Source organism: Daquilactobacillus linshuiensis (genome assembly GCF_052828685.1).
The window spans coordinates 606,753-629,608 of the sequence record NZ_CM128255.1 but is presented as its reverse complement, the minus strand read 5'-3'; the positions used below and the strand labels follow the sequence as shown (position 1 = coordinate 629,608).

22 protein-coding genes and 1 pseudogene are annotated in these 22,856 nt (G+C 29.9%); 4 read left to right on the top strand and 19 right to left on the bottom strand.

Annotated elements, in window-relative coordinates:
* The 9 genes from dnaG to rpsU all read right to left on the bottom strand — a co-directional run bounded on the left by dnaG (position 1) and on the right by rpsU (position 8,836).
* Positions 1–1,821: a DNA primase gene (dnaG, locus tag ACUV9F_RS03360; RefSeq protein WP_446184271.1), complete on the bottom strand. Its 1,821-nt coding sequence runs from the start codon at positions 1,819–1,821 to the stop codon at positions 1–3.
* 11 nt (positions 1,822–1,832) lie between these two features.
* Entirely contained in the window at positions 1,833–3,893 is a 2,061-nt protein-coding gene (gene glyS, locus ACUV9F_RS03355) for a glycine--tRNA ligase subunit beta (protein ID WP_446184270.1), read from the bottom strand.
* A gap of 1 nt (position 3,894) precedes the next feature.
* Complete coding sequence (gene glyQ / locus ACUV9F_RS03350) at positions 3,895–4,797, bottom strand: glycine--tRNA ligase subunit alpha (protein WP_446184269.1); 903 nt, start codon at positions 4,795–4,797, stop codon at positions 3,895–3,897.
* 238 nt (positions 4,798–5,035) lie between these two features.
* Entirely contained in the window at positions 5,036–5,800 is a 765-nt protein-coding gene (recO, locus tag ACUV9F_RS03345; RefSeq protein ID WP_446184268.1) for a DNA repair protein RecO, read from the bottom strand.
* Entirely contained in the window at positions 5,800–6,708 is a 909-nt protein-coding gene (gene era / locus ACUV9F_RS03340) for a GTPase Era (protein WP_446184267.1), read from the bottom strand. The genes recO and era overlap by 1 nt, the downstream gene beginning before the upstream one ends.
* Positions 6,708–7,112: a cytidine deaminase gene (cdd, locus tag ACUV9F_RS03335; RefSeq protein ID WP_446184266.1), complete on the bottom strand. Its 405-nt coding sequence runs from the start codon at positions 7,110–7,112 to the stop codon at positions 6,708–6,710. Before cdd ends, era begins: the two co-directional genes overlap by 1 nt.
* A gap of 2 nt (positions 7,113–7,114) precedes the next feature.
* Entirely contained in the window at positions 7,115–7,576 is a 462-nt protein-coding gene (gene ybeY / locus ACUV9F_RS03330; RefSeq protein ID WP_446184265.1) for an rRNA maturation RNase YbeY, read from the bottom strand.
* A 9-nt stretch (positions 7,577–7,585) separates the two neighbouring features.
* Complete coding sequence (locus tag ACUV9F_RS03325) at positions 7,586–8,551, bottom strand: PhoH family protein (protein WP_446184264.1); 966 nt, start codon at positions 8,549–8,551, stop codon at positions 7,586–7,588.
* A gap of 96 nt (positions 8,552–8,647) precedes the next feature.
* Positions 8,648–8,836 carry a 30S ribosomal protein S21 gene (gene rpsU, locus ACUV9F_RS03320; protein WP_446184263.1) on the bottom strand — a complete coding sequence of 63 codons (189 nt, stop codon included), beginning with the start codon at positions 8,834–8,836 and terminating at the stop codon, positions 8,648–8,650.
* A 138-nt stretch (positions 8,837–8,974) separates the two neighbouring features.
* Between rpsU and ACUV9F_RS03315 the strand changes: the two genes are divergently transcribed.
* A complete protein-coding gene (locus tag ACUV9F_RS03315; RefSeq protein ID WP_446184262.1) occupies positions 8,975–9,802 on the top strand; it encodes a pyruvate, water dikinase regulatory protein in 828 nt (275 codons plus the stop codon).
* A gap of 15 nt (positions 9,803–9,817) precedes the next feature.
* On the opposite strand, the gene ACUV9F_RS03310 is transcribed toward ACUV9F_RS03315, so the two are convergent.
* The 4 genes from ACUV9F_RS03310 to hisS form a co-directional block, all read right to left on the bottom strand.
* A complete protein-coding gene (locus ACUV9F_RS03310; RefSeq protein WP_446184261.1) occupies positions 9,818–10,717 on the bottom strand; it encodes a deoxyribonuclease IV in 900 nt (299 codons plus the stop codon).
* A gap of 12 nt (positions 10,718–10,729) precedes the next feature.
* The gene (locus tag ACUV9F_RS03305; protein WP_446184260.1) at positions 10,730–11,608 is read right to left on the bottom strand and encodes a YitT family protein; all 879 of its coding nucleotides are present in this window, start codon (positions 11,606–11,608) and stop codon (positions 10,730–10,732) included.
* 75 nt (positions 11,609–11,683) lie between these two features.
* Positions 11,684–12,106: a peptide-methionine (R)-S-oxide reductase MsrB gene (gene msrB, locus ACUV9F_RS03300; RefSeq protein WP_446184259.1), complete on the bottom strand. Its 423-nt coding sequence runs from the start codon at positions 12,104–12,106 to the stop codon at positions 11,684–11,686.
* Positions 12,107–12,174: 68 nt separating this feature from the next.
* Complete coding sequence (gene hisS / locus ACUV9F_RS03295; protein ID WP_446184258.1) at positions 12,175–13,455, bottom strand: histidine--tRNA ligase; 1,281 nt, start codon at positions 13,453–13,455, stop codon at positions 12,175–12,177.
* Positions 13,456–13,720: 265 nt separating this feature from the next.
* Here hisS and ACUV9F_RS03290 point away from each other — a divergent pair, with 265 nt between their 5' ends.
* The gene (locus tag ACUV9F_RS03290) at positions 13,721–15,073 is read left to right on the top strand and encodes an N-acetylmuramoyl-L-alanine amidase family protein (RefSeq protein ID WP_446184257.1); all 1,353 of its coding nucleotides are present in this window, start codon (positions 13,721–13,723) and stop codon (positions 15,071–15,073) included.
* A 97-nt stretch (positions 15,074–15,170) separates the two neighbouring features.
* On the opposite strand, the gene ACUV9F_RS03285 is transcribed toward ACUV9F_RS03290, so the two are convergent.
* The 6 genes from ACUV9F_RS03285 to ACUV9F_RS03260 form a co-directional block, all read right to left on the bottom strand.
* Positions 15,171–15,806 (bottom strand): HAD-IA family hydrolase, encoded by a 636-nt coding sequence (locus ACUV9F_RS03285; RefSeq protein WP_446184256.1) that lies wholly within the window; start codon positions 15,804–15,806, stop codon positions 15,171–15,173.
* The gene (dtd, locus tag ACUV9F_RS03280; RefSeq protein ID WP_446184255.1) at positions 15,793–16,245 is read right to left on the bottom strand and encodes a D-aminoacyl-tRNA deacylase; all 453 of its coding nucleotides are present in this window, start codon (positions 16,243–16,245) and stop codon (positions 15,793–15,795) included. Before dtd ends, ACUV9F_RS03285 begins: the two co-directional genes overlap by 14 nt.
* A gap of 4 nt (positions 16,246–16,249) precedes the next feature.
* On the bottom strand, positions 16,250–18,463 hold the full coding sequence (locus tag ACUV9F_RS03275; RefSeq protein WP_446184254.1) for a RelA/SpoT family protein: 2,214 nt from the start codon (positions 18,461–18,463) through the stop codon (positions 16,250–16,252).
* Positions 18,464–18,823: 360 nt separating this feature from the next.
* Entirely contained in the window at positions 18,824–19,579 is a 756-nt protein-coding gene (locus ACUV9F_RS03270; protein WP_446184253.1) for a 16S rRNA (uracil(1498)-N(3))-methyltransferase, read from the bottom strand.
* Positions 19,579–20,472 (bottom strand): 50S ribosomal protein L11 methyltransferase, encoded by an 894-nt coding sequence (gene prmA / locus ACUV9F_RS03265; protein WP_446184252.1) that lies wholly within the window; start codon positions 20,470–20,472, stop codon positions 19,579–19,581. The genes ACUV9F_RS03270 and prmA overlap by 1 nt, the downstream gene beginning before the upstream one ends.
* Positions 20,473–20,547: 75 nt before the next feature.
* Positions 20,548–20,970, bottom strand: a complete 423-nt coding sequence (locus ACUV9F_RS03260; protein ID WP_446184251.1) for a hypothetical protein — start codon at positions 20,968–20,970, stop codon at positions 20,548–20,550.
* A gap of 163 nt (positions 20,971–21,133) precedes the next feature.
* Here ACUV9F_RS03260 and ACUV9F_RS03255 point away from each other — a divergent pair.
* Together ACUV9F_RS03255 and ACUV9F_RS03250 are read left to right on the top strand one after the other, a co-directional pair.
* Positions 21,134–21,403: pseudogene (locus ACUV9F_RS03255) on the top strand (YbaK/EbsC family protein); the annotation flags it as partial.
* A 49-nt stretch (positions 21,404–21,452) separates the two neighbouring features.
* A protein-coding gene (locus tag ACUV9F_RS03250; RefSeq protein WP_446183171.1) for an IS3 family transposase occupies positions 21,453–22,834 on the top strand; the annotation gives its coding sequence in 2 pieces (ribosomal slippage) (positions 21,453–21,924 and positions 21,924–22,834; 1,383 coding nt in all).
* Positions 22,835–22,856 lie beyond the last annotated feature (22 nt).

The window sequence follows — 22,856 nt, the reverse complement described above, 5'->3', positions numbered from 1 at the left end:
CTAATTAGGATTATTTAAGTTTAATAACTTATTTTTCAATTCAATCATCTGATTGGTTAATTCTAAAACTCTTTGATCATCATTACTTGCAGCAGCTTGTTTTAGCAATTTCTTGGTATTTTCATAATCCTCTACTACCGAGTTATTAATTATAACGTTAATATAATCGTCAACAGTATCATCAGAATAATCATCTGGAAAATCCTTAAGCTCTAATTGAGCTACTACTGGTTTTAAATCGTCCTCAAGGTGATCCATAAATTCAGATATACTCATATCAAACTCAGCAATATCTGCCCATGACCCTAATATTTTATTATACCTGTCATCGATAAAAGCAAAGTTTTTCACACTCAATATTTTATTATAAACATCTTTTGAACGTAATGTTAAATATAACAAATTTTGTTGTGCAATTTCAAGTTTTGTGTTTACTTTTTCTGGCTTAGTTGTAATAATTGCTGCTTTTTTTCCAAAATCAGCTGGTGGGCGCTTAATTAATTCTTCTCTTTGTATAGTGGAAAATTGTTTCTTTAAGGTATCTAATCCGATTGATAAATTATCTGATAATTTTTGAAGATACATTTCGATCTCAACAACAGAATTTACAGATGCTAGTTGTCTTAATGCATTATCTAAAAATTCTAGCTTATCACGGTCATTGTCAAAATTATAATCATGACTCATTCTATTAAATTCAAATGAAATAACTGTTTGTGTTCCATTTTTAAGAATTTTTTTAAATGCATCAGAACCTCGAGATTTAATGAACTCATCCGGATCCATTTTTTGTGGAAGTGTAACAACTCCGATATCAATTTTTTTATCTTTAAACAAAGAAATTGATCTGTGTGTAGCATTTTGCCCTGCATCATCACCGTCATAGCAGATTACAACTTTATCGGTAATTCTATTTATTAGATAAATTTGTTGATCTGTTAAACTAGTACCCATCGAAGCAACACCTGTTGTTACTCCAGATTGATAAGCACTAATTACATCCATAAAACCTTCAAACAAAACTATTTGTTGTTCAGATCTAATATTTTTTTTTGCTAAGTCATAGTTGAATAAAACCTTGCTCTTATTAAATAAAAATGTTTCAGGACTGTTTAAATATTTTGCGACGTCTAACTCTTTATTTAGTATTCTCCCTGAAAAAGCGATTACTTTTCCATTTTGGTCTTTAATTGGAAACATCACTCTTCCACGAAACCTATCAAATAATTCTCCATCATTATTTTCAGAAAACAAACCCGACTCTCTTAGCAAATCATCAGAGATATTCTTTTCTCTAAAAAAAGTAAGTAAGAAATCACTCTTATCAGGTGCAAATCCAATTTCATATGTCTGAATCGTTTCATCAGTTAATTCTCTTTTATGAAGATAATCCAGTGCATCTTCACCTGTAGTCGTTCTTTTAAGAATATGCTGGTACAAAATCTGAGCTTCATTATAAAGATTTTGTAGTTCATTAAATTTTGTGTTTTGTTTTGTTTCACTCGTAGTTACAGTAGTAATTTCTGTTGGAACCGATATTCCAATTATATCTGCAACTTTAATTACAGCTTCAGGAAAGTTCAAATGTTCAATTTCCATTATGAAACTAAAAACATTTCCACCACGTCCGCAACTAAAGCAATGAAATATTTGCTTATCTTCAGAAACGGAAAAAGAGCCTGTTCTTTCTTCATGGAAAGGACAATATCCAAATAAGTTTTTCCCAGATTTTTTAAGTTGAACATAATTACTAATAATATCAACAATATCAGTCTTGCTTCGAACTTCTTCAATAAAACTTTCTGGAATTCGTCCCGCCATAAAATGCCTCCTTATTTAATAACTAACTCACTTAAATCACCAAAAATTCTACCCAATTCATTAATTTTATTTAATTGGATAAGACGATTATTTTTAATATCTTCATTTTTATCCATAATCATATTTTCTTCAAAATATTTGTCGATAATTGGATGAAGTTCTTTAATTTGTTGGAATAATTTATCAAGATTATTCATTGAAATATCAATTTCATTAACCGCATCAAACAAGTTTTTCTCAGACTCATTTTGGAAAAGATTAGTATTAATGCTATTTTCTTGAATATTTCCATTAGCTTTTTCAGATATTTTTTGAACTCTTGATAAAGATTCAATTGTTTCTTTAAAATCTGAAGTTTGCCTCTGTTCTTTTAATATTTTCGCGATTTTTACAATAATTGATGGAGAATGAGTAGTTGACTTAATTGTTGTTTCAATAATGTCATGATCCATATTTATATTTTTAAATAATTGTTTTAATCTCTCGATAATAAATTCTGTAACTTCTACTTGATTTTTTTCAAAATTATCATTTTCATCAAATTTGTTGATTATTTCTTTTTGAATTAATTCTAACGATATATCCCAATTCATATTATTGAGAATTCTATCAATTCCATATGCTTGTCTACGTAATGCAAATGGGTCATTAGATCCACTAGGTATAATATCGACAGAGAAAAATGACATAATTGAATCAAGTTTATCTGCTATAGCTAAAATTGCTCCAACTTTTGAACTTGGTAATTCACCTTCAGCAGTAGTAGGCATGTAATGCTCACGAATGGCTGTTGCGACTGTCTTAGTTTCTCCCATTAATTCAGCATACTTTTCTCCCATTATTCCCTGTAATTCAGGAAATTCATCTACCATACCAGTGACTAAATCGAACTTATAAATTTCACTTGCTCTTTTTAATGCCATAAGTTCATCATTAGAAATATCCAAATGTTCAGCAATAATGTTTGCAATTATTGAAGTGCGTTTCATTTTTTCAAAGACTGAACCAATTTTAACATGGAAAGTAACATTTTTTAAACGATTGACATAAAATGCTATATCATTTTTTTGATCTTCTTGATAGAAAAATTGTGCGTCTTCAAGTCTAGCGACAAGTACTTTTTCGTTACCGCGAATAACATTTTCTATATACTCATTGTTTCCATTTCTAACTCCAATAAATACTGGAGCCAGTTCTTTATTTTGATTTCTAGCATAAAAATATCTTTGGTTATCTTTCATTGAAGTAATTAAAACTTCATCAGGTATATTTAGATACTTAGAATCAAACTTTCCATAAAAAGTAGTTGGATATTCAACTAGATTATTAACTTCTTCAAGTAAATCCTTATCAATATCAATAATCCAACTATTTGATATACCAATATTTTTAATTTGATTCTCAATTATTGATTTTCTTTCTTCTGAGTCTGCAATAACAAAATCATCTTTTAAAACTTTTAAATAAGAACTTGCATTTTCAATATTTATTTCTTTATGACCTAAAAAACGATGTCCATTAGTTTTGTTGCTTGCTTTAATATCTAATATCTTTGTATTAACAACTTTGTCATCAAGCATAGCCACAAGCCAATGAATTGGTCGAATATATTCAAATTTTGTACTTCCCCAATGCATTCTTGTTGGAAATATCATTTCTTCAATAGGCTTATTTAAATTCTCAAGTACTTCATTTGAGCTTTTACCTAATTCATGTTTTTTAATATATGCGTATTCTGTTCCTTTTAGTTCCTGAAAAAATATATCGTCTGGATTTCCGCCTTGTCCCTTTGCAAATCCAATAGCAGCTTTAGTCCAATCTCCATTTTCATCTTGTGCAATTTTTTTTGCAGGGCCTTTGGCTACTTCATCAATATCGTCTTGCTTATCCGCAAGTTCATCTATCATCAATGCTAATCTTCTGGGAGTAGAATATTTTTTAACTTTTCCATAGCTTAAACGATTTTCATCCAAAAATTCTGTAATCCTTTTTGAAAACTGTTCAATACTTGGTGTAACGACATGTGCAGGCATTTCTTCTAAACCTAATTCTAATAAAAATGTTTTTGTCATTCTATTCACCTACCTGTGTATCATTATTTTTTAAAAGTGGAAAACCGAGTTTCTCACGTTCTTCAACGAACGCATTAGCAACTTTGTGTGCCATTTTTCTTATTCGTGACAAAAATCCTGCACGCTCAGTAACAGAAACTGCACCTCTGGCATCTAATAAATTGAAAGTATGACTACATTTTAAAATATAATCATAGGCTGGGTGGACTAATCCTAAATCCATCAAACGATTCGCCTCTTTTTCGTATTCATTAAAGAAATTTAGTAACATTTCTTGATTGCTTTCTTCAAAAGAATATTTAGAATGTTCATATTCTGGTTCTTTAAAGATATCACCATATTTGACTCCATTTCCCCATTGCAAGTCATATACAGAATCGACATCTTGAATGTAAGAAGCTAATCGTTCCACACCATAAGTAATTTCACTAGTTACAGGATCACATGGAAGTCCTCCGACTTGTTGAAAATAAGTAAATTGTGTTACTTCCATTCCATCAAGCCAGACTTCCCAACCAACACCAGCACATCCCATTGAAGGGTTTTCCCAATTATCTTCAACAAATCTAATATCATGTTCAAGCGGTTCAATTCCTAGTGCACGCAAAGAATCCAAGTAATATTCTTGAATGTTTTTTGGAGAAGGTTTCATAACAACTTGAAATTGATGATGCTGATAAAGTCTATTAGGGTTGTCACCATATCTACCATCAGCAGGACGTCTAGAAGGTTCAACATAAGCAGCATTCCATGGTTCCGGTCCGATAGCTCGCAAGAATGTATAAGGACTCATTGTACCAGCCCCTTTTTCAGTATCGTAGGATTCCATTAACATACATCCCTTTTCACCCCAGAATTGTTGAAGTGTCAAAATCATGTTTTGTATATCTAATTTTTTTGCCATAAAATTCCTCCATAACTAAAAAGAAAAAAGCCCCTTGCAGAAATTACTGCAAGGGACGATAAATCGCGGTTCCACCCTAGTTCTAATATAAAATTAGCTCTTTTAGTTATTTATTTTTTAAGTTCTACCATTTTAATAATTCGTGACTTTCACCAACACACGATCGCTTTTATTAACGCATTAATGATACTTTTAAAGTTTGATAATGTCAAATGTATTTAACCTATGAAAAATCCTGTTAAGATTTATAACTATTTAGTTTTTCAATAAACTTCTTACTCTTTAAATTCAAGCCAATATTGTCATCATATATTAAATCAATAACATGTTGGATTTGATTTTTTGTACTTTGCTTAACATCAATTGTATTTATTTTTTTTAGATCTATATTTGAAAAAAGTCTAAGATAATAAATGACTTTTTGTCCAGCATGAATTCTGTTAGGGTCATTAATAAAGTGTCGACTACAAATAATTCCGCCTAAAACTATTGAAAAATCAAATTCTCCACTTGTTTCTCCACCAATCACACAACTTTTAAAATTTGGTTTAACTCCAAATACTTCTAAAAGCTTTATTTGGACAATATTGGTGATTATTTGATAATCTAAGTTTTTATTAATTAACTCTAATGCAATTTTTAAATATTCAAACCATTCTTTTTCTATATTAGTGCTTTGATCAAATGCATGAGAAAATAAATCTATAATAAAAGCTGCATAAGCATTTTTTTCAATATCAAAAACTATATTTTTAAACTCATGAACTTCATTTGAACTAGTGACGTATGAAAAACCATTATCATTTATTGACCCCAAATACTCTCCATAACTAAATGGCATTAAGGTTCCAGTTAACTTTGATTTAGATTTACCAAACCCTCTAATATAAAATGTTTTTAGCCCAAATTGTTCAGTGATCATATAAACTAATGCATCGTTTTCTTTATATCTTTTAACTTTAATAACTAGTCCATTAAAGGACTGGTTTTTTTTTATTGTCATTATTTAAAATCCTTGGCTGAATATCCGGCTGATGTTAGAAAACTTGGATTGTCTCTCCAATTCTTTTTCACTTTTACCCAAAGTTTTAGATTTATCTTTTCACCTAATAAATCTTCAATTTTTCTTCTAGCTCCAGTCCCAATATGTTTTAACATGCTACCTTTTTGACCAATGATAATTCCTTTTTGGCCATCTCTTTCAACATAGATATTAGCTTCTATTTGAAGCTTCCCATTAATTCTAGTATTCATTTTTTCTACAACAACGGCTACAGAGTGAGGAATCTCATCATGTGTTGCATGTAAAATATTTTCACGGATTAGTTCGGCTACAATAAAATATTCAGGATGATCAGTAATTTGATCTTCAGGATAATACATTGGTCCTACTTCCAAGGACTGCCCGATTCCATCTAACAATTCATCAACATTATTTCCCATTGTCGCAGAAATAGGAAATACTTGTTGAAAATCTAAAATATTTTTATATTCTTCAATTTGTGACATTATTTCATCTGGATGAATTAAGTCAATTTTATTCAATACTAAAAATACAGGTTTATTTATTTCACTTAATTGCTGAAGAATATACTGATCACCAGGTCCAGCCGATTGTCCTGCTTCAGTCATAAACAAGACTAAGTCAACTTCTTTAAAAGTTGAAAATGCTGCTTGATCCATATAATCATCAAGTTTATTTTTAGGCTTATGAATTCCTGGTGTATCTAAAAAGACAATTTGCTTATCCTTATCTGTATAAACACCTGAAATTTTATTTCTTGTCGTTTGTGCTTTATCAGAAGTTATTGCTATTCTTTGTCCTAAAACACGATTCATAAAAGTCGATTTTCCAACATTAGGACGGCCAACTATTGCTACAAAACCTGAGTGAAATTCGTTATTTTCCATTATAGATCCTCTTTTAAAAATGAATATGGCAAAATTTGTTCCATTGTGTATTTTTCAAATGCATCTTTTATATTTGTTAGATAAACAGTTGCATCTTTTTTCATAAATTCGGCCATTACTTGTCTACATGCACCACAAGGTTTGCAACCATCTTTTGTATCCCCAATAACTAAAATACTTTCAAATTCTCTGTATCCATCTGATACTGCTTTAAATATTGCCGTTCTCTCCGCACAGTTAGTCAATCCATAAGAAGCATTTTCAATGTTACATCCACTATAAAACTTTCCATCTTTTGTTTTAACAACAGCACCTACGTGAAACTTTGAATATGGTACATATGCTTTATCGAATGCTTTTTTTGCTTCTTCATACATAAGTTCTTCTTCTTTTGTTTTAATCATAATTATTTCTCCAATCCAAATTTTGTAAGGACTTTTTCTTGTAGGCCAATCATTTCTTTTTCTTCTTCAGGCTTTATATGATCATAGCCACTTAAATGCAAAATACCATGGACAATTGTGTATCCTAATTCTCTATCAAAAGAATGTTCATATTCTTTTGCATGGTTATCTACTACTTCTTTACAAATAAATAGATCGCCAATGTCATGTTCTAAAATATCATCAAATTGATCCATAAATTCTTCTTCTTCATCTTCTATGGCAAAGCTGATAACATCAGTTGGACGATCCGTATTACGATATTCTTTATTTATTCTATGAATTTCATTTATATCAACAAAATGAATAGAAACCTCAGTTAAATCCGAAATTTTCAATTCATCAGCAGTGAAATTAACTAAATCCTCAACCCATTTTATTCTTTTTCCATCAATTTGATTATTTGCAAAAAGATTTAATTCCATAATATCTCCTTATTCATTCGAATTTTTCTCATATGCGTCAATAATTTCAGCAACAACGGGATGTCTTACAACATCTTTTGAAGTAAAGTTTACAAAGTCTATATGCAAAAGATTTTGTAAAACTTCTTGAGCTTGAACTAAACCGCTACTCGAATTTTTTGGCAAGTCAATTTGAGATATATCACCATTTACAATCATTTTTGATCCAAATCCAAGCCTAGTTAAAAACATCTTCATTTGTTCCTTAGTAGTATTTTGTGCTTCATCTAAAATAATAAAAGATTCATCTAGTGTTCTACCTCGCATATATGCTAAAGGAGCAATTTCAATTATTCCTCGTTCCATCAATCTACCTACATGTTCTACTCCCATAATAGAATATAAAGCATCATATATAGGTCTCAAATATGGATCTACTTTTTCTTTTAAATCACCAGGTAAAAATCCTAAATTTTCACCAGCTTCTACTGCTGGCCTTGTTAAAACAAGTCTTTGTACTGTTCCTTCTTTTAAAGCGGCAACTGCCATTACGACTGCTAAATACGTTTTACCAGTTCCAGCGGGACCTATTCCAAAGGTTATGTCATTTTTTTTAATCGAATTTACGTACTGTCGTTGACCAAAATTCTTTATACGTACAGGACGCCCCTTAGCATCTCTTATTAACTCTTCTTTATACAAATCTTCAAAGTATGAAAGTGTACCTCTTTGGCTCATTTTAACAGCACTTATTATGTCTGCTTGTTCGATAGTAATATCTTTATTAATTAATTTTACAAGACTCTTTAATATCTCAATTGCATTATTTACTTGTTCATCATTTCCTGTAATTGAAATTTTTTCACCAAATGCAGAAATCTTTACATTTAGACTTTCCTCTAATATTCTGAGATTTGAATCATTAATACCAAATAAACTTATAGCAATTTGTTGATTATCCAAAAGAAAATCTTTTTTTATAGAAACTTCAGTCAAAAGACGCCTCCAATTATTATTTATATATGATTTTACCATAATAAATATGCAAAAAAAGAGATTAAAGCTCTACAGATGCTTTAATCTCTTCAAATATTAACCGCGACGTTTTTTCCTGTTACGTTTACGTGCAGCTTCAGATTTTAACTTACGTTTAACACTTGGCTTTTCGTAGTACTCTCTTTTACGGTATTCTTGAAGTGTACCGCTTTTTGAAACAGAACGCTTAAAGCGTCTAAGAGCGTCATCTAGCGATTCGTTCTCGCGAACAACAGTCTTTGCCATGATATCACTCCTTTCGACTTTTAGCATTAGTAACCGTTTCACGCTTACCTAAGTATTATACCAAAAAGATATCTCTCGTCAAAAGTTTTTTTATAAAAATAACAATAAATGCTAAAATTAAAATACGAGGTGACTAAAATGACAAAAAATAAAGAGATTTTTATTATTTCTGATTCTGCTGGAGATACAGCTTTTAATGTTACTAAAGCTGCCATTGCCCAGTTTTTTGATCTAGGAGTTATGTATCATCGTTATCCTTTTATGACTGATATTTCTAAAATTAATAATGTTTTAAATACTATTAAAGAAAATAAAGATTCAATTTTATTTTACACAATTGTTTCTCCCGAGAATGTAAAATATATAAAAGAATTTTGTCAAAAAAATAACATTGTTAATTACGATATTTTGAGTCCGATTATTTCTGTAGTAAAAAATAGTTCGGGACTAACTCCTAGTTACCAAGCTGGCGCAATGCATCAACTTGATAGCGGATACTTTGACATGATTTCAGCAGTTGAATTTGCATTGGTTAACGATGATGGCAAGCATCCAGCAGGATTTGAAGACGCTGATGTTGTTTTATTAGGCGTATCAAGAACGTCAAAAACCCCACTCTCATTATTCTTAGCAAACAGTAATATTAAAGTTGCTAACTTACCTCTAGTTCCCAAAGCAAAGATTCCTGATGAATTATGGAAAATAGATTCTAAAAAAATTGTTGGCCTTACAACTGACCTAAACGTTCTAAAGAAAATAAGACGTCAAAGAATGATCGCTTATGGATTAAACCCAGACACTACGTATTCAGATGAAAAAGAATTAATTGATGAATTAGAATATTCAAAAGAATTATACGATAAAATTGGATGTTTAGTTATTAATACTGCGGATAGGTCAATTGAAGAAACTGCTTCAATAATTATGGAAAAACTTAATCTAGGACATTTTAGTTCAAAAAAATAGAACTGCTAAGCAGTTCTATTTTTTTATTAACTTAGTTTTCATATCTGAATCAAATTTATTATTTCTTAACATTTCAATTTCAGCTTTATATGGTGCAACACCTTTTTTGTCATTTTCATCTTGTTTCACGTATGGAGTCTCCATAATTTTGGGAACTGACTCTAATTGAGGATGATGGGCTATATAGTTCAATGTATCAAAACCAATCTCTCCAAATCCAATGTTTTCGTGACGATCTTTATGAGATCCTTGTGGATTTTTTGAATCATTTAAATGTACTGTAGCAATTTTTTCAATACCTATTATGTGATCAAACTCATTTAAAACACCATCAAAATCATCTTTAATGTTGTAACCAGCATCACTTGTATGACAGGTATCAAACGTTATAGCAACTTTATCATTAAATGTTACTTTATCTAAAATGGTTGCAAGTTGTTCAAAATTTACACCGACTTCTGTTCCCTTTCCTGCCATTGTTTCGATAGCTATCAGTACTTTTTGATCAGAAGCTATAACTTCATTTAATCCTTTTGCAATTTGATTTAATGCCGCCTCGGGTCCAGCACCCACATGAGCTCCAGGATGAAAACTTAAAGCCTGTATACCTAAAGCATCACATCTTTTAATTTCTCCTTGCATGAAATCAACACCAAATTTAAAACTTTCAGGTTTAATAGTATTTCCAAGATTAACAATATAAGGAGCATGTCCAATAATATCAGTAATCCCGTACTCTTTTATAAGTCTGCTGCCTTCATCTATATTTAATTCTGAAATGTCTTTTCTACGAGTATTTTGAGGGGCACCTGTGAAAATCATCATAGAATTAGCATCATAGCTATGTGCTTCAATGGCAGATCCTGCTAACATTTTAGGTGCCTTCATCCCAACATGTGAACCAATTTTAAACATATTTAATACTCCTTAATAAATTGTTGATTGGTAAAAATTACCCAGAATTTTTATAGAATCAGTAATGCTTACAAACGCATACGGATCTGAATTTTGCATAGCCTCTTTTAAAAGATCCATTTCATATCTAGCAATTACGGTAAATAAAATAGTCTTTTCTTCGTGACGATATGCTCCTTCAACACCATGAACAACAGTAATACCACGGCGCATTGTTTTTTGAATTTCGTCAATGACTTCTTGGGGGTTTGAAGTAACAATCATAACTTGGAACTTTTGATTTTTGGTATAAACCATATCAATTACTCGACCGTTAACAAAAATACCAACTGCAGAATATAAAGCATTTGGCCACCCATATAGTAAACCGGCGGCAATAACTATCAATACATTAAAGTATATATTAATAGTACCAACACTTTTACCAGTTTTCTGTCTCAAAATAATACCGATAATATCAAGTCCACCGGTTGAAAGACCATTTTTCAAAGCAAATCCTGTACCAAATCCGTTGGCAATAGCACCAAATATAGCACAAATCAAAGGATCTCTTGTGATAATAATAGGTGAAATTGACTGCAACATAATAGAAGATAGAATTACCGCAACCGCTGTAAAGAAAGTGAATTTCTTTCCAATTTTTTTATATGATAAATAAAAAAGTGGCGCGTTCAATACAAAAACCATTAATGATGTTGGTAATTTATATGGTAAAAATTTTTCTGAAAAAGTCGTAATTACTTGTGAAAAACCTGTTATTCCTGAACCATAAGTGTGTCCAGCTGACCAAAAAAGGTTAACCGCAATTGAAACACAAATAGCATAAATAAAAGCGACAGTTAATTTTGAAACAGTTTGGTGACGTCGAAAAATCCGATCGATTTCTTCCATTATCTAATCAATACCTCTAGTGATTTATATTACTGAAAATATATTAACATAAAATGTTTTATATATACGGTTAATTTAAAATAATTTATTCTTATACTCACTTAGTCCGTTTTCGTCTAGTTTATCATAAGGAATGAATTTGAGTGATGCAGAGTTTATACAGTATCTTAACCCTCCTTTTTCTTGTGGTCCATCTGTAAAAACATGTCCAAGATGTGAATTTGCCTTTTTACTTCTGACTTCTACTCTTTCCATTCCAAAAGATGAATCTCTTTTTTCTACAATATTTTCAATTGGTTTATAAAATGAAGGCCAACCACATCCTGCATCATATTTATCTTCAGAACTGAATAAAGGAGTTTCATCTACAATATCTACGTATATTCCTTTTTTATAAAAATCGTCATATTCTCCTGAAAAAGGAGCTTCAGTTGCAGCATTTTGTGTGACTTCAAATTGTTCCTTTGTCAACTTATCTCTTAATTCATTTTTGTCCATAAAAAAACACCTTCCTTAACTTTTACTATAAGTATAGTCGTGTAAAGGAAAGTGTCACTAAATATGCACTAATTATTCATTAATTTTTTTATTGTTTCAACTAAGTCATCAAAATCAACGCTCAATTGATCACCAGTTTCCATAATTTTTAAAGATGCTTTTTTCGATAATATCTCTTCTTCTCCAAGTGTTATAACTAACTTAGTATTTAAATTGTTAGCCATCTTAAATTGGCCCTTAACTTTTTTATTTAAAAAGTCTCTATCAGCAGAAATGTTATTTTTTCTTAATCTATCTAAGATAACTAATGATTCATTTTGAGCTTCTTGGCCGATAGTTACAATAAATACATCAAGAGAATTATTACTCATATCTGACTTTGTCTGTTGATCTATCAAGAGCATCAATCTTTCAACACCCATTCCAAAACCAAAACCTGGAGTTTGTGGTCCTCCGAGTTCTTCTACAAGTCCATTATAACGACCACCAGCAATTACTGTCGTTTCTTTATTGTCGAAAGCTTTATCAGTTACCATCACTTCAAATATTGTATGATTATAATAATCAAGACCTCTAACCATGTTTGAATCCACTTCATAATCTATGTTAAGTAAGTTCAAGGCTTTTTTTACTCTAGCGAAATGTTCTTTTGAATCTTCAGTTAAAAAGTCTAAAATTGAAGGTGCGTTTTTAACAATTTCTTGATCTTTTTTATCTTTACTATCTAAAATTCGAAGCGGATTTTGTTCTAAACGACGTTTGGAGTCTTCACTTAATTCATTCTTGAATGGTTTTAAATACTCAATCAAAGCTTCATGATATTTCTGTCGAGTTTCTTTATCACCTAATGTATTAATAGCAAGTTTGTATTCTATAATATTGAATTTCGCTAAAAAATTTATTGCCATAGAAATTATATCAGCATCAATATCAGGACTAGTTGATCCAAATGCTTCAACTCCTATTTGATGAAATTGTCGTTGTCTTCCTGATTGGGGACGTTCATATCTAAACATTGGTCCCTTGTACCAAACTTTGTATGGTTTAACATGCTCTGGACCAAATAATTTATTTTCGACATACGATCTTACTACTCCAGCTGTCCCCTCAGGGCGAAGTGCCATATGTCTGTTTCCCTTATCTTCAAAATCATACATCTCTTTGGAAACTATATCCGAAGTTTCCCCTGAACTTCTTTGAAAGACTTCATATTGTTCAAAAATAGGAGTTCTTATTTCAGAAAATCTATAATCTGAAAATACGTCAGCGGCAGTTTTTTCAATAAATTGCCATAGTTCAGATTCTCCAGGTAAAATATCAGTTGTTCCTTTTGGCTTTTGATAACTCATTAACTTCCTCCGATAAAAAAAGCACCCCTATCCTATTAAATTAGAATAAGGGCATAATAACATCTAACTGTATCAACTAAATCAGTTGATTTACCTTGCTCTTTTATTAACTATATATATAATAACCTACTTATTTTTCACACTATTGTCAAGAATATTTAAATACTTATTTTTTGTTTTTTGTAAGATTTTATAATAAACAGTGGAAGTGTTACAAAAATTATATTAATCTTATAGGTAGAAACAATTTAGGCGGTTTTTAATTATGAATAAAAATATTCATCATTTTAAAAAAATCATAAAAAATTATGGTGCTTTTGCATTAATAACACTCTTATTAATTATTTCAACAACATCAACTGTCGCATTAGCAAATCTTTCAACTGTAACAGTAAAAGCAAACACAGTTAATGTTAGAGTTGGTCCAGGTCTTTCTTATAATTCTCTTACACAGGTTAAAAAAGGAGATAAATTAACTGTCATCGACAAAAAGAATTCTTGGTGGCAAGTAAGACTATCTGGAGATAAAGTTGGTTGGGTAGCGAGTTGGCTACTAAATAACACTGAAGTTAGCTCTTCTTCAAATCACATTGGAGTGATTACCGAAAGTGGTGCAAATGTTTATACAACTGATAATACTTCTAGTAAAATTCTTGGAACAATTCAGCCATCCCAAAAAGTTAACGTAGTTTTTCAAGAAGAAGGATGGAATCAAATTCTTTATGGAAATACGGTTGGATGGGTTCAAAATGACAATATAGAAACTACAGGTAAAGTGGCGGGTACAATTAATAAACCTCAAAGTAATCCAAATTCTAATAATAATACTGGACATAAACTAAAAGAAGATAATATAAAATCAGTTACTACCGTTGAAAATGACACTAAACTACGTAGTATTGCTGACACATCGGGAGAAGTATTAGAAACATTACCCGCTAATCAAACATTAACATTTATATCACAGCAAGGTGACTGGTATAAAGTAAAAACAAAATCTGGAACTACTGGTTGGATTGCTAATTGGTTAGTAACTATATCTGATAGCAATAAGCCGGTGAAAGTAAATGCATCTAATTTATCTGAAGCTACAATTGTTTTAGATGCTGGACATGGTGGTAAGGATGTTGGTGCTGAAACAATTAATGGTAAAAATCATGAAGCAGATTATACACTGAAAGTCATCAAAAAAATAAAAGATAAATTAGAGCAATCAGGAGCTAATGTTATATTAACTCGAGATTCAAATAATACGGTTAGTCTTGGAACAAGGACCAGATTGTCAAATCAAAAAAATGCAGACGCTTTTATTAGTGTTCACTTTGATTCAAGTGATACTAATAACTCAGCCTCTGGTATAACAACTTATTACTATGAAAAATCAAAAGATTATAAATTAGCAAAAAGCCTCGATTCTAATTTGAATAATCTCACATTAAATAATCGTGGAACTGACTTTGGTAATTTCTATGTATTAAGAGAAAATAATCGTCCTTCTGTTTTGCTTGAACTTGGGTATATTAACTCTGATAATGATTTTAAACAGATAAGCTCAAACAAATATCAAACACAAGTGGCTAATGATGTCTATCAAGGACTTGTAGACTATTTCAAATAAAAAAGAAGCATCTTATAAATGGATTTCCCAACAAGGATTCATTCAAAGATGCTTTTTTTATTAACATTATAAACAATAATTTTTTTTAATATTTTGCTTATTTCAAAATATCAATTATTTCACTAAGATTATTTATAACATACGATGCATTTCTATTATCATTAAAGTTATCAACATTAAAATAAATACTCTTAATGCCAGCATTAATACCAGCTAACAAATCTAAATCTCTATCTCCTATCATAAAAGTCAACGCAGGATCCATATCATACTTAGAAATAAAATAGTTAATAGCTTCAGGGTCTGGTTTTCGTTTAAACTTATTTTTTGAAGTGACAAAATCTTCAAAATATTGTTTCAAATTATCTTCTTTTAAAAAGCCTATTGCCGACTCATCACGATGTGTTAATAAAAAGTTCCTATTATCTAAAGAACTTAGTTTTTTTAAAACCTCATCTGCATTAGGAAAAAAATGAGGTCTATATTGCATTATTTGTTCAATTTCATGGTATTTTGCGTCTGCAATTTTTGCTTCAATACCATATCTACTCTCATTTTTCTTAAATAACTCTTTAAAAGAATAAAGTTTACAAAATTTGTAATCCTCTTTTAATTGGTTTTTAGTAATGTCTACATTGAAACTAGACATTGATTTTTTATATGCCTGCATCATTACAGGATATGTATCGTATAAGTTCCCATCAAAATCCCATATCAAATTATAATTCTTCATTATTCAACTCCAAAACAATTGTTACAGGACCATCATTGACCAATGATACTTGCATATCCGCACCAAATTTCCCTTTTTTAACTTCTATTCCTTCACTTGTTAATTGTGAATTAAAAGCATCGTACAAATCTTTTGCCTTATCTGGCTTAGCTGCAGAAACAAAGCTTGGTCTGTTTCCCTTTTTTGTATCCGCATATAACGTAAATTGTGAGATGGACAAAATTTTTCCACCTATATCCTTTATTGATAGATTCATTTTGCCCTGTGTATCAGAAAAAATTCTTAATTTACCAATTTTTTCAGCCATTTTTTTAACAACCATTAGATTGTCATTATCTTTAATCCCAACTAAAATACATAAACCCGAGTCTATTTTTCCAATTACATTCTTATCCACTTCTACCGAAGCTGATTTTACTCTTTGAATTACAACTTTCATTTTATTACAACTTTCTTTTTACTTCATATACGTCTTGTATACTTCTTAATTTATCTAAAATATTATTTAAATGTTCCGCAGATCTAACACCGACACTTACACTAATGTGTGCAGTCTTATTTGAATCAATTTTTCCACTAATATTATTTAAGGTATTTGTTTGGGAATTCAATATTTGTAGTACGTCATTTAATAACCCATTTCTGTTATACCCAAATACTTCAATTTCAGATATATATCTTTTATCTTTAGTAACATCATTCCAGTCAACATCTATTAATCTTGATTTAGCTTCATCTGTCAAAACATTAGGACAATCAACTCGATGAATTGTAACCCCTCTTCCCTTAGTAATATATCCGACAATTTCATCACCTGGTATAGGATTACAGCACTTTGCAAGGCGTATTAATAAATTTTCTGTACCTTGGACAGTGACTGCTTCTTCATCTTTTGTAATTTTACTGTTTGGTGAATTTACATCATTATTTTCAATACCACCATTGAGTATTTTCTTTTCAAGTTCTGTTGTTTCCTGATTATTTCTTTTTGAAACTTCATCGTGAGTTATTTTGTTAACAACATTTTCTGCAGAAATTTCACCATAACCAACTGCACTAAATAATTCACTGTCTTCTTTAAAATCATATTTTTTAATGGCTAAAGAAAGTTTACCTTTATCAAGATACTCTTTTGGAGTAAAGCCTCTTTCAGTTAATAGTTTTTCAACCATTTCTCTTCCGAGCTGCTCATTTTCAACTTTTTCTTTACTCTTAAAATATCTTTTAATCTTATTTCGTGACCTTGCTGTATGGACAATATTCATCCAATCTCTACTTGGATTAGCATTAGAAGATGTCATCATTTCAACAATGTCACCATTTTTTAATTGATAATTCAATGGAACTATTTTGCCATTAACTTTTGCTCCTACGGAATGGTTTCCAACTTCTGTATGTACTTGATAGGCAAAATCTAAAGTAATTGAACCTTTTGGTAATTCTAAAACTTCTCCTTCTGGAGTAAATACATACACTCTATCACTAAAAATATCGCCTTTTACATTGTTCATGAAATCTGTAGCATCTTGAGATTCATTTTGAAGTTCAATTATTTCACGAAAAACATCTATCTTTTGATCATCACTGTTTAAATCAACGCCTTCTACTTTTCCTTCTTTATAAGCCCAATGTGCAGCAATTCCAAACTCAGCCACTTCATGCATCTTATAGGTTCTTATTTGTACTTCAAGTGGCTTACCATTTGGGCCAATTACCGTTGTATGAAGAGATTGATATCCATTAGCTTTTGGCATGGCAATGTAATCCTTAAATCTGCCAGGCATTGGTCGCCATTTTGTATGAATTTCGCCTAAAACTGCATAACAATCTTTAACAGAATCCACAATTATTCTAACTGCTGACAAATCATATAGTTCAGAAAATTGTTTGTGTTTATCATGCATTTTTTTATAGATAGAATAGATATGTTTTGGTCTTCCATAAATTTCATACTTGATATTCAAGTCAACTAGTGAATTCTTAATTTCAGTAATAGCTGTCTCAATGTCTTCAACACGCTGATTTCGTTTAGATTTCATTAAATGAACTATACGATAATATTGTTGAGGATTTAAGTAATGCAAAGATAAATCTTCAAGCTCCCACTTAATTTTACTGATACCTAGCCTATCAGCTAAGGGAGCATATATTTCAAGAGTTTCATTAGCAATGCGTCTTTGTTTATCCGGTCTGAGGTGGTTTAAAGTCCTCATATTATGCAATCTATCGGCTAATTTAACCATAATCACACGTAAATCTTTTGCCATAGCCAAAAGCATTTTACGATGATTTTCTGCAAGCAATTCTTGATGTGATTGATATTTATACTTAGAAAGTTTTGTCACACCATCAACAATTTGAGCTACATCTGAACCAAATAATTCTTCAATATCTCCTAAAGTTAACTTGGTATCTTCAACAACATCGTGTAAATACCCTGCCGCAACAGTTTTAGGATCCATTTTTAAAGAGGCAAGAATTGCCGCAACTTGAACAGGATGAACAATATATGGTTCACCAGAGCTTCGTTTTTGTGCCTTATGAACATACTTAGCAGCTTGATAGGCTCTATTTACAAACTCAACATGTTCCTTGTTCATATATTTTCTACATAAATCAAGTACTTCTTCTGGTGTATACACCTTTTCTTTGGCCATAATATCACCTCAATTTTGTAAGAATATATGTTAATAATGACACTAAAAGATAAATTATTCCAAAATAAAAACCGTAACTACCATATCTGAATATCACTTGTATCATAAAAACTATCGGGAAAATATATATTATATTCTTATTTAAGGATTTTAGTTTTACGACTCTTCCAATAATCAATGAAATAATATTATTTACAACTAAAAAAATAATACTAATTCTCATTGTCTTGCTTATTAAATGAAATTGCCCAAGTAATGGAACAATAACCATAACCCAAATAATAGAAAGTATTAATATTTTAAACGCTGGTTTTTTTATAAAATTTTTAAAATTAAAACTATCTTTCACAGTTATATCCTCTACATTAAATCAAATTTATATGATAAAGCACTTAAAAAATATATTGGAGCGGTTTCGGCCCTTAAAATTCTTGGACCTAAACCAATTTTTAAATAATCATTTTTTAACAGCATTTGTATTTCATCCGGGTCAAAGCCACCTTCTGGTCCAAATAAACAAATAATGCTCTGTTTTTTATCCATTTTTTTTAATTGTTGTTCTAAATTACTTGGTTCACCCGTTTTAGCAACTTCTTCATATGCTACTAATTTATGATCAACTTCTGAAAAATCTTCAATTAATTCTTCTAATGAATTTACGTACCTCACTTTAGGAATTAATTTTCTATGAGATTGTTGAGCAGCATTTTTTACTATTTCATTTAATCTATTTAATTTTTTTTCCTGATTTTTTGAATTCCATTTCATAATAGAGAATTTAGATGAGAAAAAAATTATTTCTTTAGCGCCAAGTTCAGTTGATTTTTGGGCAATCCATTCTATTTTATCTTTTTTGGAAAGTGAGCAAGCAATGATAGGTTTAAATTTAAATTCTGTATTAATTGTATTTTTATCAATCAAAATATCAAAGTTCAAAATTTTATCATAAGATTTTAATGTTGCAATATATGTATTTTGAAGTAAATCAACTAGTATACAATTATCCCCGATTTTCATACGCAAAACTTTGATTAGATGATTATGTAATTCCCTATCGTCAATATAAATATTACTATCATCAGAATTGATTTTCTGATTTATAAAATACTGTTGCATTATTTTTCAACATCCTCTTTACGTTTTGTAATAATTGTTGACCAACCATCCTTTTTTATTACGCTAACTACTAAAAAATTGATTTTTTCTAATTCTTTTACTATTTGATTTTCCTTTTCATTAATAATTCCTGATAAAATAACAGTTCCATTTGGATTCAAGTTTCTATCCATATTAGGAATAAAATCCATTAATATTTCAGCAAGAATATTTGCAACTATAATATCTACTTTACCACTGATACCATCTAATAATGAATTTTTCTTAACAACTATATCGTTACTATCTGAATTTAAAGAAAAATTATATTTTGTTGCATCAACTGCAATTTGATCAATATCAAATGCTTCAATATCCCTAATTCCCATTTTACGCGCAGCTATTGATAATATACCTGAGCCTGTTCCTACATCATACATACTTTTTTGATCATTTATTATCATTTCCAAAGCTTGTAAACAAGTGAATGTTGTTGCATGCGTACCTGTCCCAAATGATTCGCCTGGATTCATCACTATAAGTTTTTCATCATCTTTTAGATTAATGTTACTTTCCCATTCTGGAGCTACAATTAAATATCTACTTATTCTCGTTGGGTGATAATATTTTTGCCATTCATTCTTCCAGGTCCTGTCATCCAATAAGCTTTTAGATACTTCAATGTCTGAAAATTCGAAGTTAAATCCAAACTTTTTATATTCCATAATTTCAGACTTTATTTTTTTTAATAATTCATCTTCTATATTCTCATTTTCAAAATATGTAGAAATTATAAACTTGTCTTGGTTTTCACGGAATTCTATCCCATTAGCATTATTTTGTAATAAAACAATACCAATAATTTCTTCCAACTCTTTTTTATTAAATTTAACTTCAACTTTTGTCCAATTCATTACATTACCTCTTATAATAGATTACTAAAATTTACACAATAAAAAAAGACGGAAACTCCGTCTTTATAACAAATATTATCTTGAAGATATCATTTGAAGTGAATTAAATAAATTATTTTTTGCATTTTGCACATTTGCAACTATTAATTTGTGTTTTATTAAATCCAAGCTCTGTGAATTTTCATCCACACAATTTGTGACTTTGTTTAGTTCACTTATATAATCATTTAAACTTTTTATAATTTCATTTAGGGATGTACTGTCAATTTTCTTTTGTAAAATTTTTATCGTTTTTATAGTTTCAGAAGTAAACAGTTGAACATTTTTACGATAATTACAATTCAATGTTTGAAAATTTTCAAACATTAACGCTTTACCATCAGAAATCTTTTTCATTGTTTCCATATACTCATTAAAAACCAAATCATATGTAGCAAATTTATCTACAAAATTTATTAGATCTTGAGTAATACTCATTTTCAGATTTTTAATCATCATTATATCCTCCATTACTTATTGCTTATATATCATAGTAACATATTTTTTTGATAATGTTTACTATAATTTAAAATTAATATTGAAGCTTATTATATTAATTATTTTTTTAAAATTTAAACCTCTGTTATTATAAGAATAATTAATACTATATAAGGAATAAAAAATGTCTAAGAAAAAAAGTACTAATAAAACTCTTGTGGAAAAAATACTGGATAAACAAAATATTAGTTATGAATCTGTATCCTTTGAGACTATTAACGACGGAGATACAAAATCATTGTCTATAAATAAAGATACTAATAAACATAATATATATAAAACTTTAGTAACAACAGGAAACAAAACTGGACCTGTAGTTGGTGTTTTACCATTAGATATGCATTTAAGTTACAAAAAAATAGCAAAAATTTCTGGCAACAAAAAAATTGGTATGTGAACTGAACCCCCGATATTGGGCCAAATCCAATATCGGGGGTTTTTGTATGGTTAAATATTCTAAAGAATTAAAATTAAAGATTGTTACTGAATATCTCAATACTTCAATAGGAGTTTCAAATCTAATCAAGAAATATCATATAACAAATGATTCTATAGTATATACCTGGATTGACCGTTATAAAAAGTTTGGTTTAGATGGGTTGAATATATTATCACCAATTTCAACTTATGATGGCTCATTTAAAGTGAATGTTTTAAAATGGATGAAACAAAACAATGCTTCTTATCCACAAACAGCCCTTCACTTTAATATATCCAATACCGGAACTATTTGGCAGTGGCAACATAAGTTAGATTGTGAAGGAATAGAAGTATTGTACCGTAATAAAGGGCGGACAAAGATAATGAATTCTAAAAAACAATCTAAACAAGGTAAAGAAAAAACAGAATTAGAAAAACTAAGAGAAAAAAACGAGCTTTTGGAAATAGAAAATAAATATCTAAAAAAACTAAAGGCCTTAGTTCAGGAACAAGATGGCAAAAAGCACAAATAGTAAATGAACTAAGGCAAGAGAAATATTCTTTGAAGAACATCCTTAAAGTAATAGACATGCCTAAAAGTACTTATGAATATAACTCTAAAAGACTGCTTGATAACAATAATAGTGATCAAGAATTAAAAGAAGCTATCAAAGATATTAAAACAAGTGATGATACTTATGGATATCGTCCAGTAACAGGTGAGCTTCATAATCGAGGATTTAAAGTTAATCACAAAAAAGTCTATAGATTAATGATTGAAATGAATTTACTATCTACAGCTTATAACAAGAAAACACGGAAATATAATTCTTACAAGGGTACAGTGGGTAAAATAGCTAAGAATAGAATTAATCGTCGTTTTAATACTGATAGACCTTATCAAAAATTAACTACAGATATCACTGAAATACGATGGGGAAAAGAAAGTATCAAACAAAGAGCTTATTTTACTTGTATTTATGATTTGTTTTCAGACGAAATATTGAGCTGGGATATAAGTAAGCATCCGACAGTAGAATTTACAGTAAACACCTTAAAAGATGGTATTAATAAAATACCAGCAGGATTAGATTACAGAACTACAGTACATTCAGATCAAGGGGTTCAATATCAACATAAAAGTTGGGTTAAAGTACTTAAAGAGAATAAAATATTTCAAAGTATGTCAAGAAAAGCAACGTGTTTAGATAATGCAGCTATGGAGAGTTTTTTTCATATTTTGAAAGTTAATATATATCATCAAAAAGAGATTGATACCTATGAAGAATTAGTTTCAGAAGTAGCAGCATGGATGGAGAAATATAATAAAGTGAGAATAAAACAAAAACTGGGATACAAAAGTCCGGTAGAGTACCGAAAGTTTGTATCCCAGAAAGTAGCTTAAAACTTCGTCCAATATTTGGGGT

Excerpts from the sequence above, each read along its gene's own strand:
- dnaG (WP_446184271.1), bottom strand. The coding sequence starts at position 1,821 with ATGGCGGGACGAATTCCAGAAAGTTTTATTGAAGAAGTTCGAAGCAAG.
- glyS (WP_446184270.1), bottom strand. The coding sequence starts at position 3,893 with ATGACAAAAACATTTTTATTAGAATTAGGTTTAGAAGAAATGCCTGCA.
- glyQ (WP_446184269.1), bottom strand. The coding sequence starts at position 4,797 with ATGGCAAAAAAATTAGATATACAAAACATGATTTTGACACTTCAACAA.
- recO (WP_446184268.1), bottom strand. The coding sequence starts at position 5,800 with ATGACAATAAAAAAAAACCAGTCCTTTAATGGACTAGTTATTAAAGTT.
- era (WP_446184267.1), bottom strand. The coding sequence starts at position 6,708 with ATGGAAAATAACGAATTTCACTCAGGTTTTGTAGCAATAGTTGGCCGT.
- cdd (WP_446184266.1), bottom strand. The coding sequence starts at position 7,112 with ATGATTAAAACAAAAGAAGAAGAACTTATGTATGAAGAAGCAAAAAAA.
- ybeY (WP_446184265.1), bottom strand. The coding sequence starts at position 7,576 with ATGGAATTAAATCTTTTTGCAAATAATCAAATTGATGGAAAAAGAATA.
- rpsU (WP_446184263.1), bottom strand. The coding sequence starts at position 8,836 with ATGGCAAAGACTGTTGTTCGCGAGAACGAATCGCTAGATGACGCTCTT.
- ACUV9F_RS03315 (WP_446184262.1), top strand. The coding sequence starts at position 8,975 with ATGACAAAAAATAAAGAGATTTTTATTATTTCTGATTCTGCTGGAGAT.
- ACUV9F_RS03310 (WP_446184261.1), bottom strand. The coding sequence starts at position 10,717 with ATGTTTAAAATTGGTTCACATGTTGGGATGAAGGCACCTAAAATGTTA.
- ACUV9F_RS03305 (WP_446184260.1), bottom strand. The coding sequence starts at position 11,608 with ATGGAAGAAATCGATCGGATTTTTCGACGTCACCAAACTGTTTCAAAA.
- msrB (WP_446184259.1), bottom strand. The coding sequence starts at position 12,106 with ATGGACAAAAATGAATTAAGAGATAAGTTGACAAAGGAACAATTTGAA.
- hisS (WP_446184258.1), bottom strand. The coding sequence starts at position 13,455 with ATGAGTTATCAAAAGCCAAAAGGAACAACTGATATTTTACCTGGAGAA.
- ACUV9F_RS03290 (WP_446184257.1), top strand. The coding sequence starts at position 13,721 with ATGAATAAAAATATTCATCATTTTAAAAAAATCATAAAAAATTATGGT.
- ACUV9F_RS03285 (WP_446184256.1), bottom strand. The coding sequence starts at position 15,806 with ATGAAGAATTATAATTTGATATGGGATTTTGATGGGAACTTATACGAT.
- dtd (WP_446184255.1), bottom strand. The coding sequence starts at position 16,245 with ATGAAAGTTGTAATTCAAAGAGTAAAATCAGCTTCGGTAGAAGTGGAT.
- ACUV9F_RS03275 (WP_446184254.1), bottom strand. The coding sequence starts at position 18,463 with ATGGCCAAAGAAAAGGTGTATACACCAGAAGAAGTACTTGATTTATGT.
- ACUV9F_RS03270 (WP_446184253.1), bottom strand. The coding sequence starts at position 19,579 with ATGCAACAGTATTTTATAAATCAGAAAATCAATTCTGATGATAGTAAT.
- prmA (WP_446184252.1), bottom strand. The coding sequence starts at position 20,472 with ATGAATTGGACAAAAGTTGAAGTTAAATTTAATAAAAAAGAGTTGGAA.
- ACUV9F_RS03260 (WP_446184251.1), bottom strand. The coding sequence starts at position 20,970 with ATGATGATTAAAAATCTGAAAATGAGTATTACTCAAGATCTAATAAAT.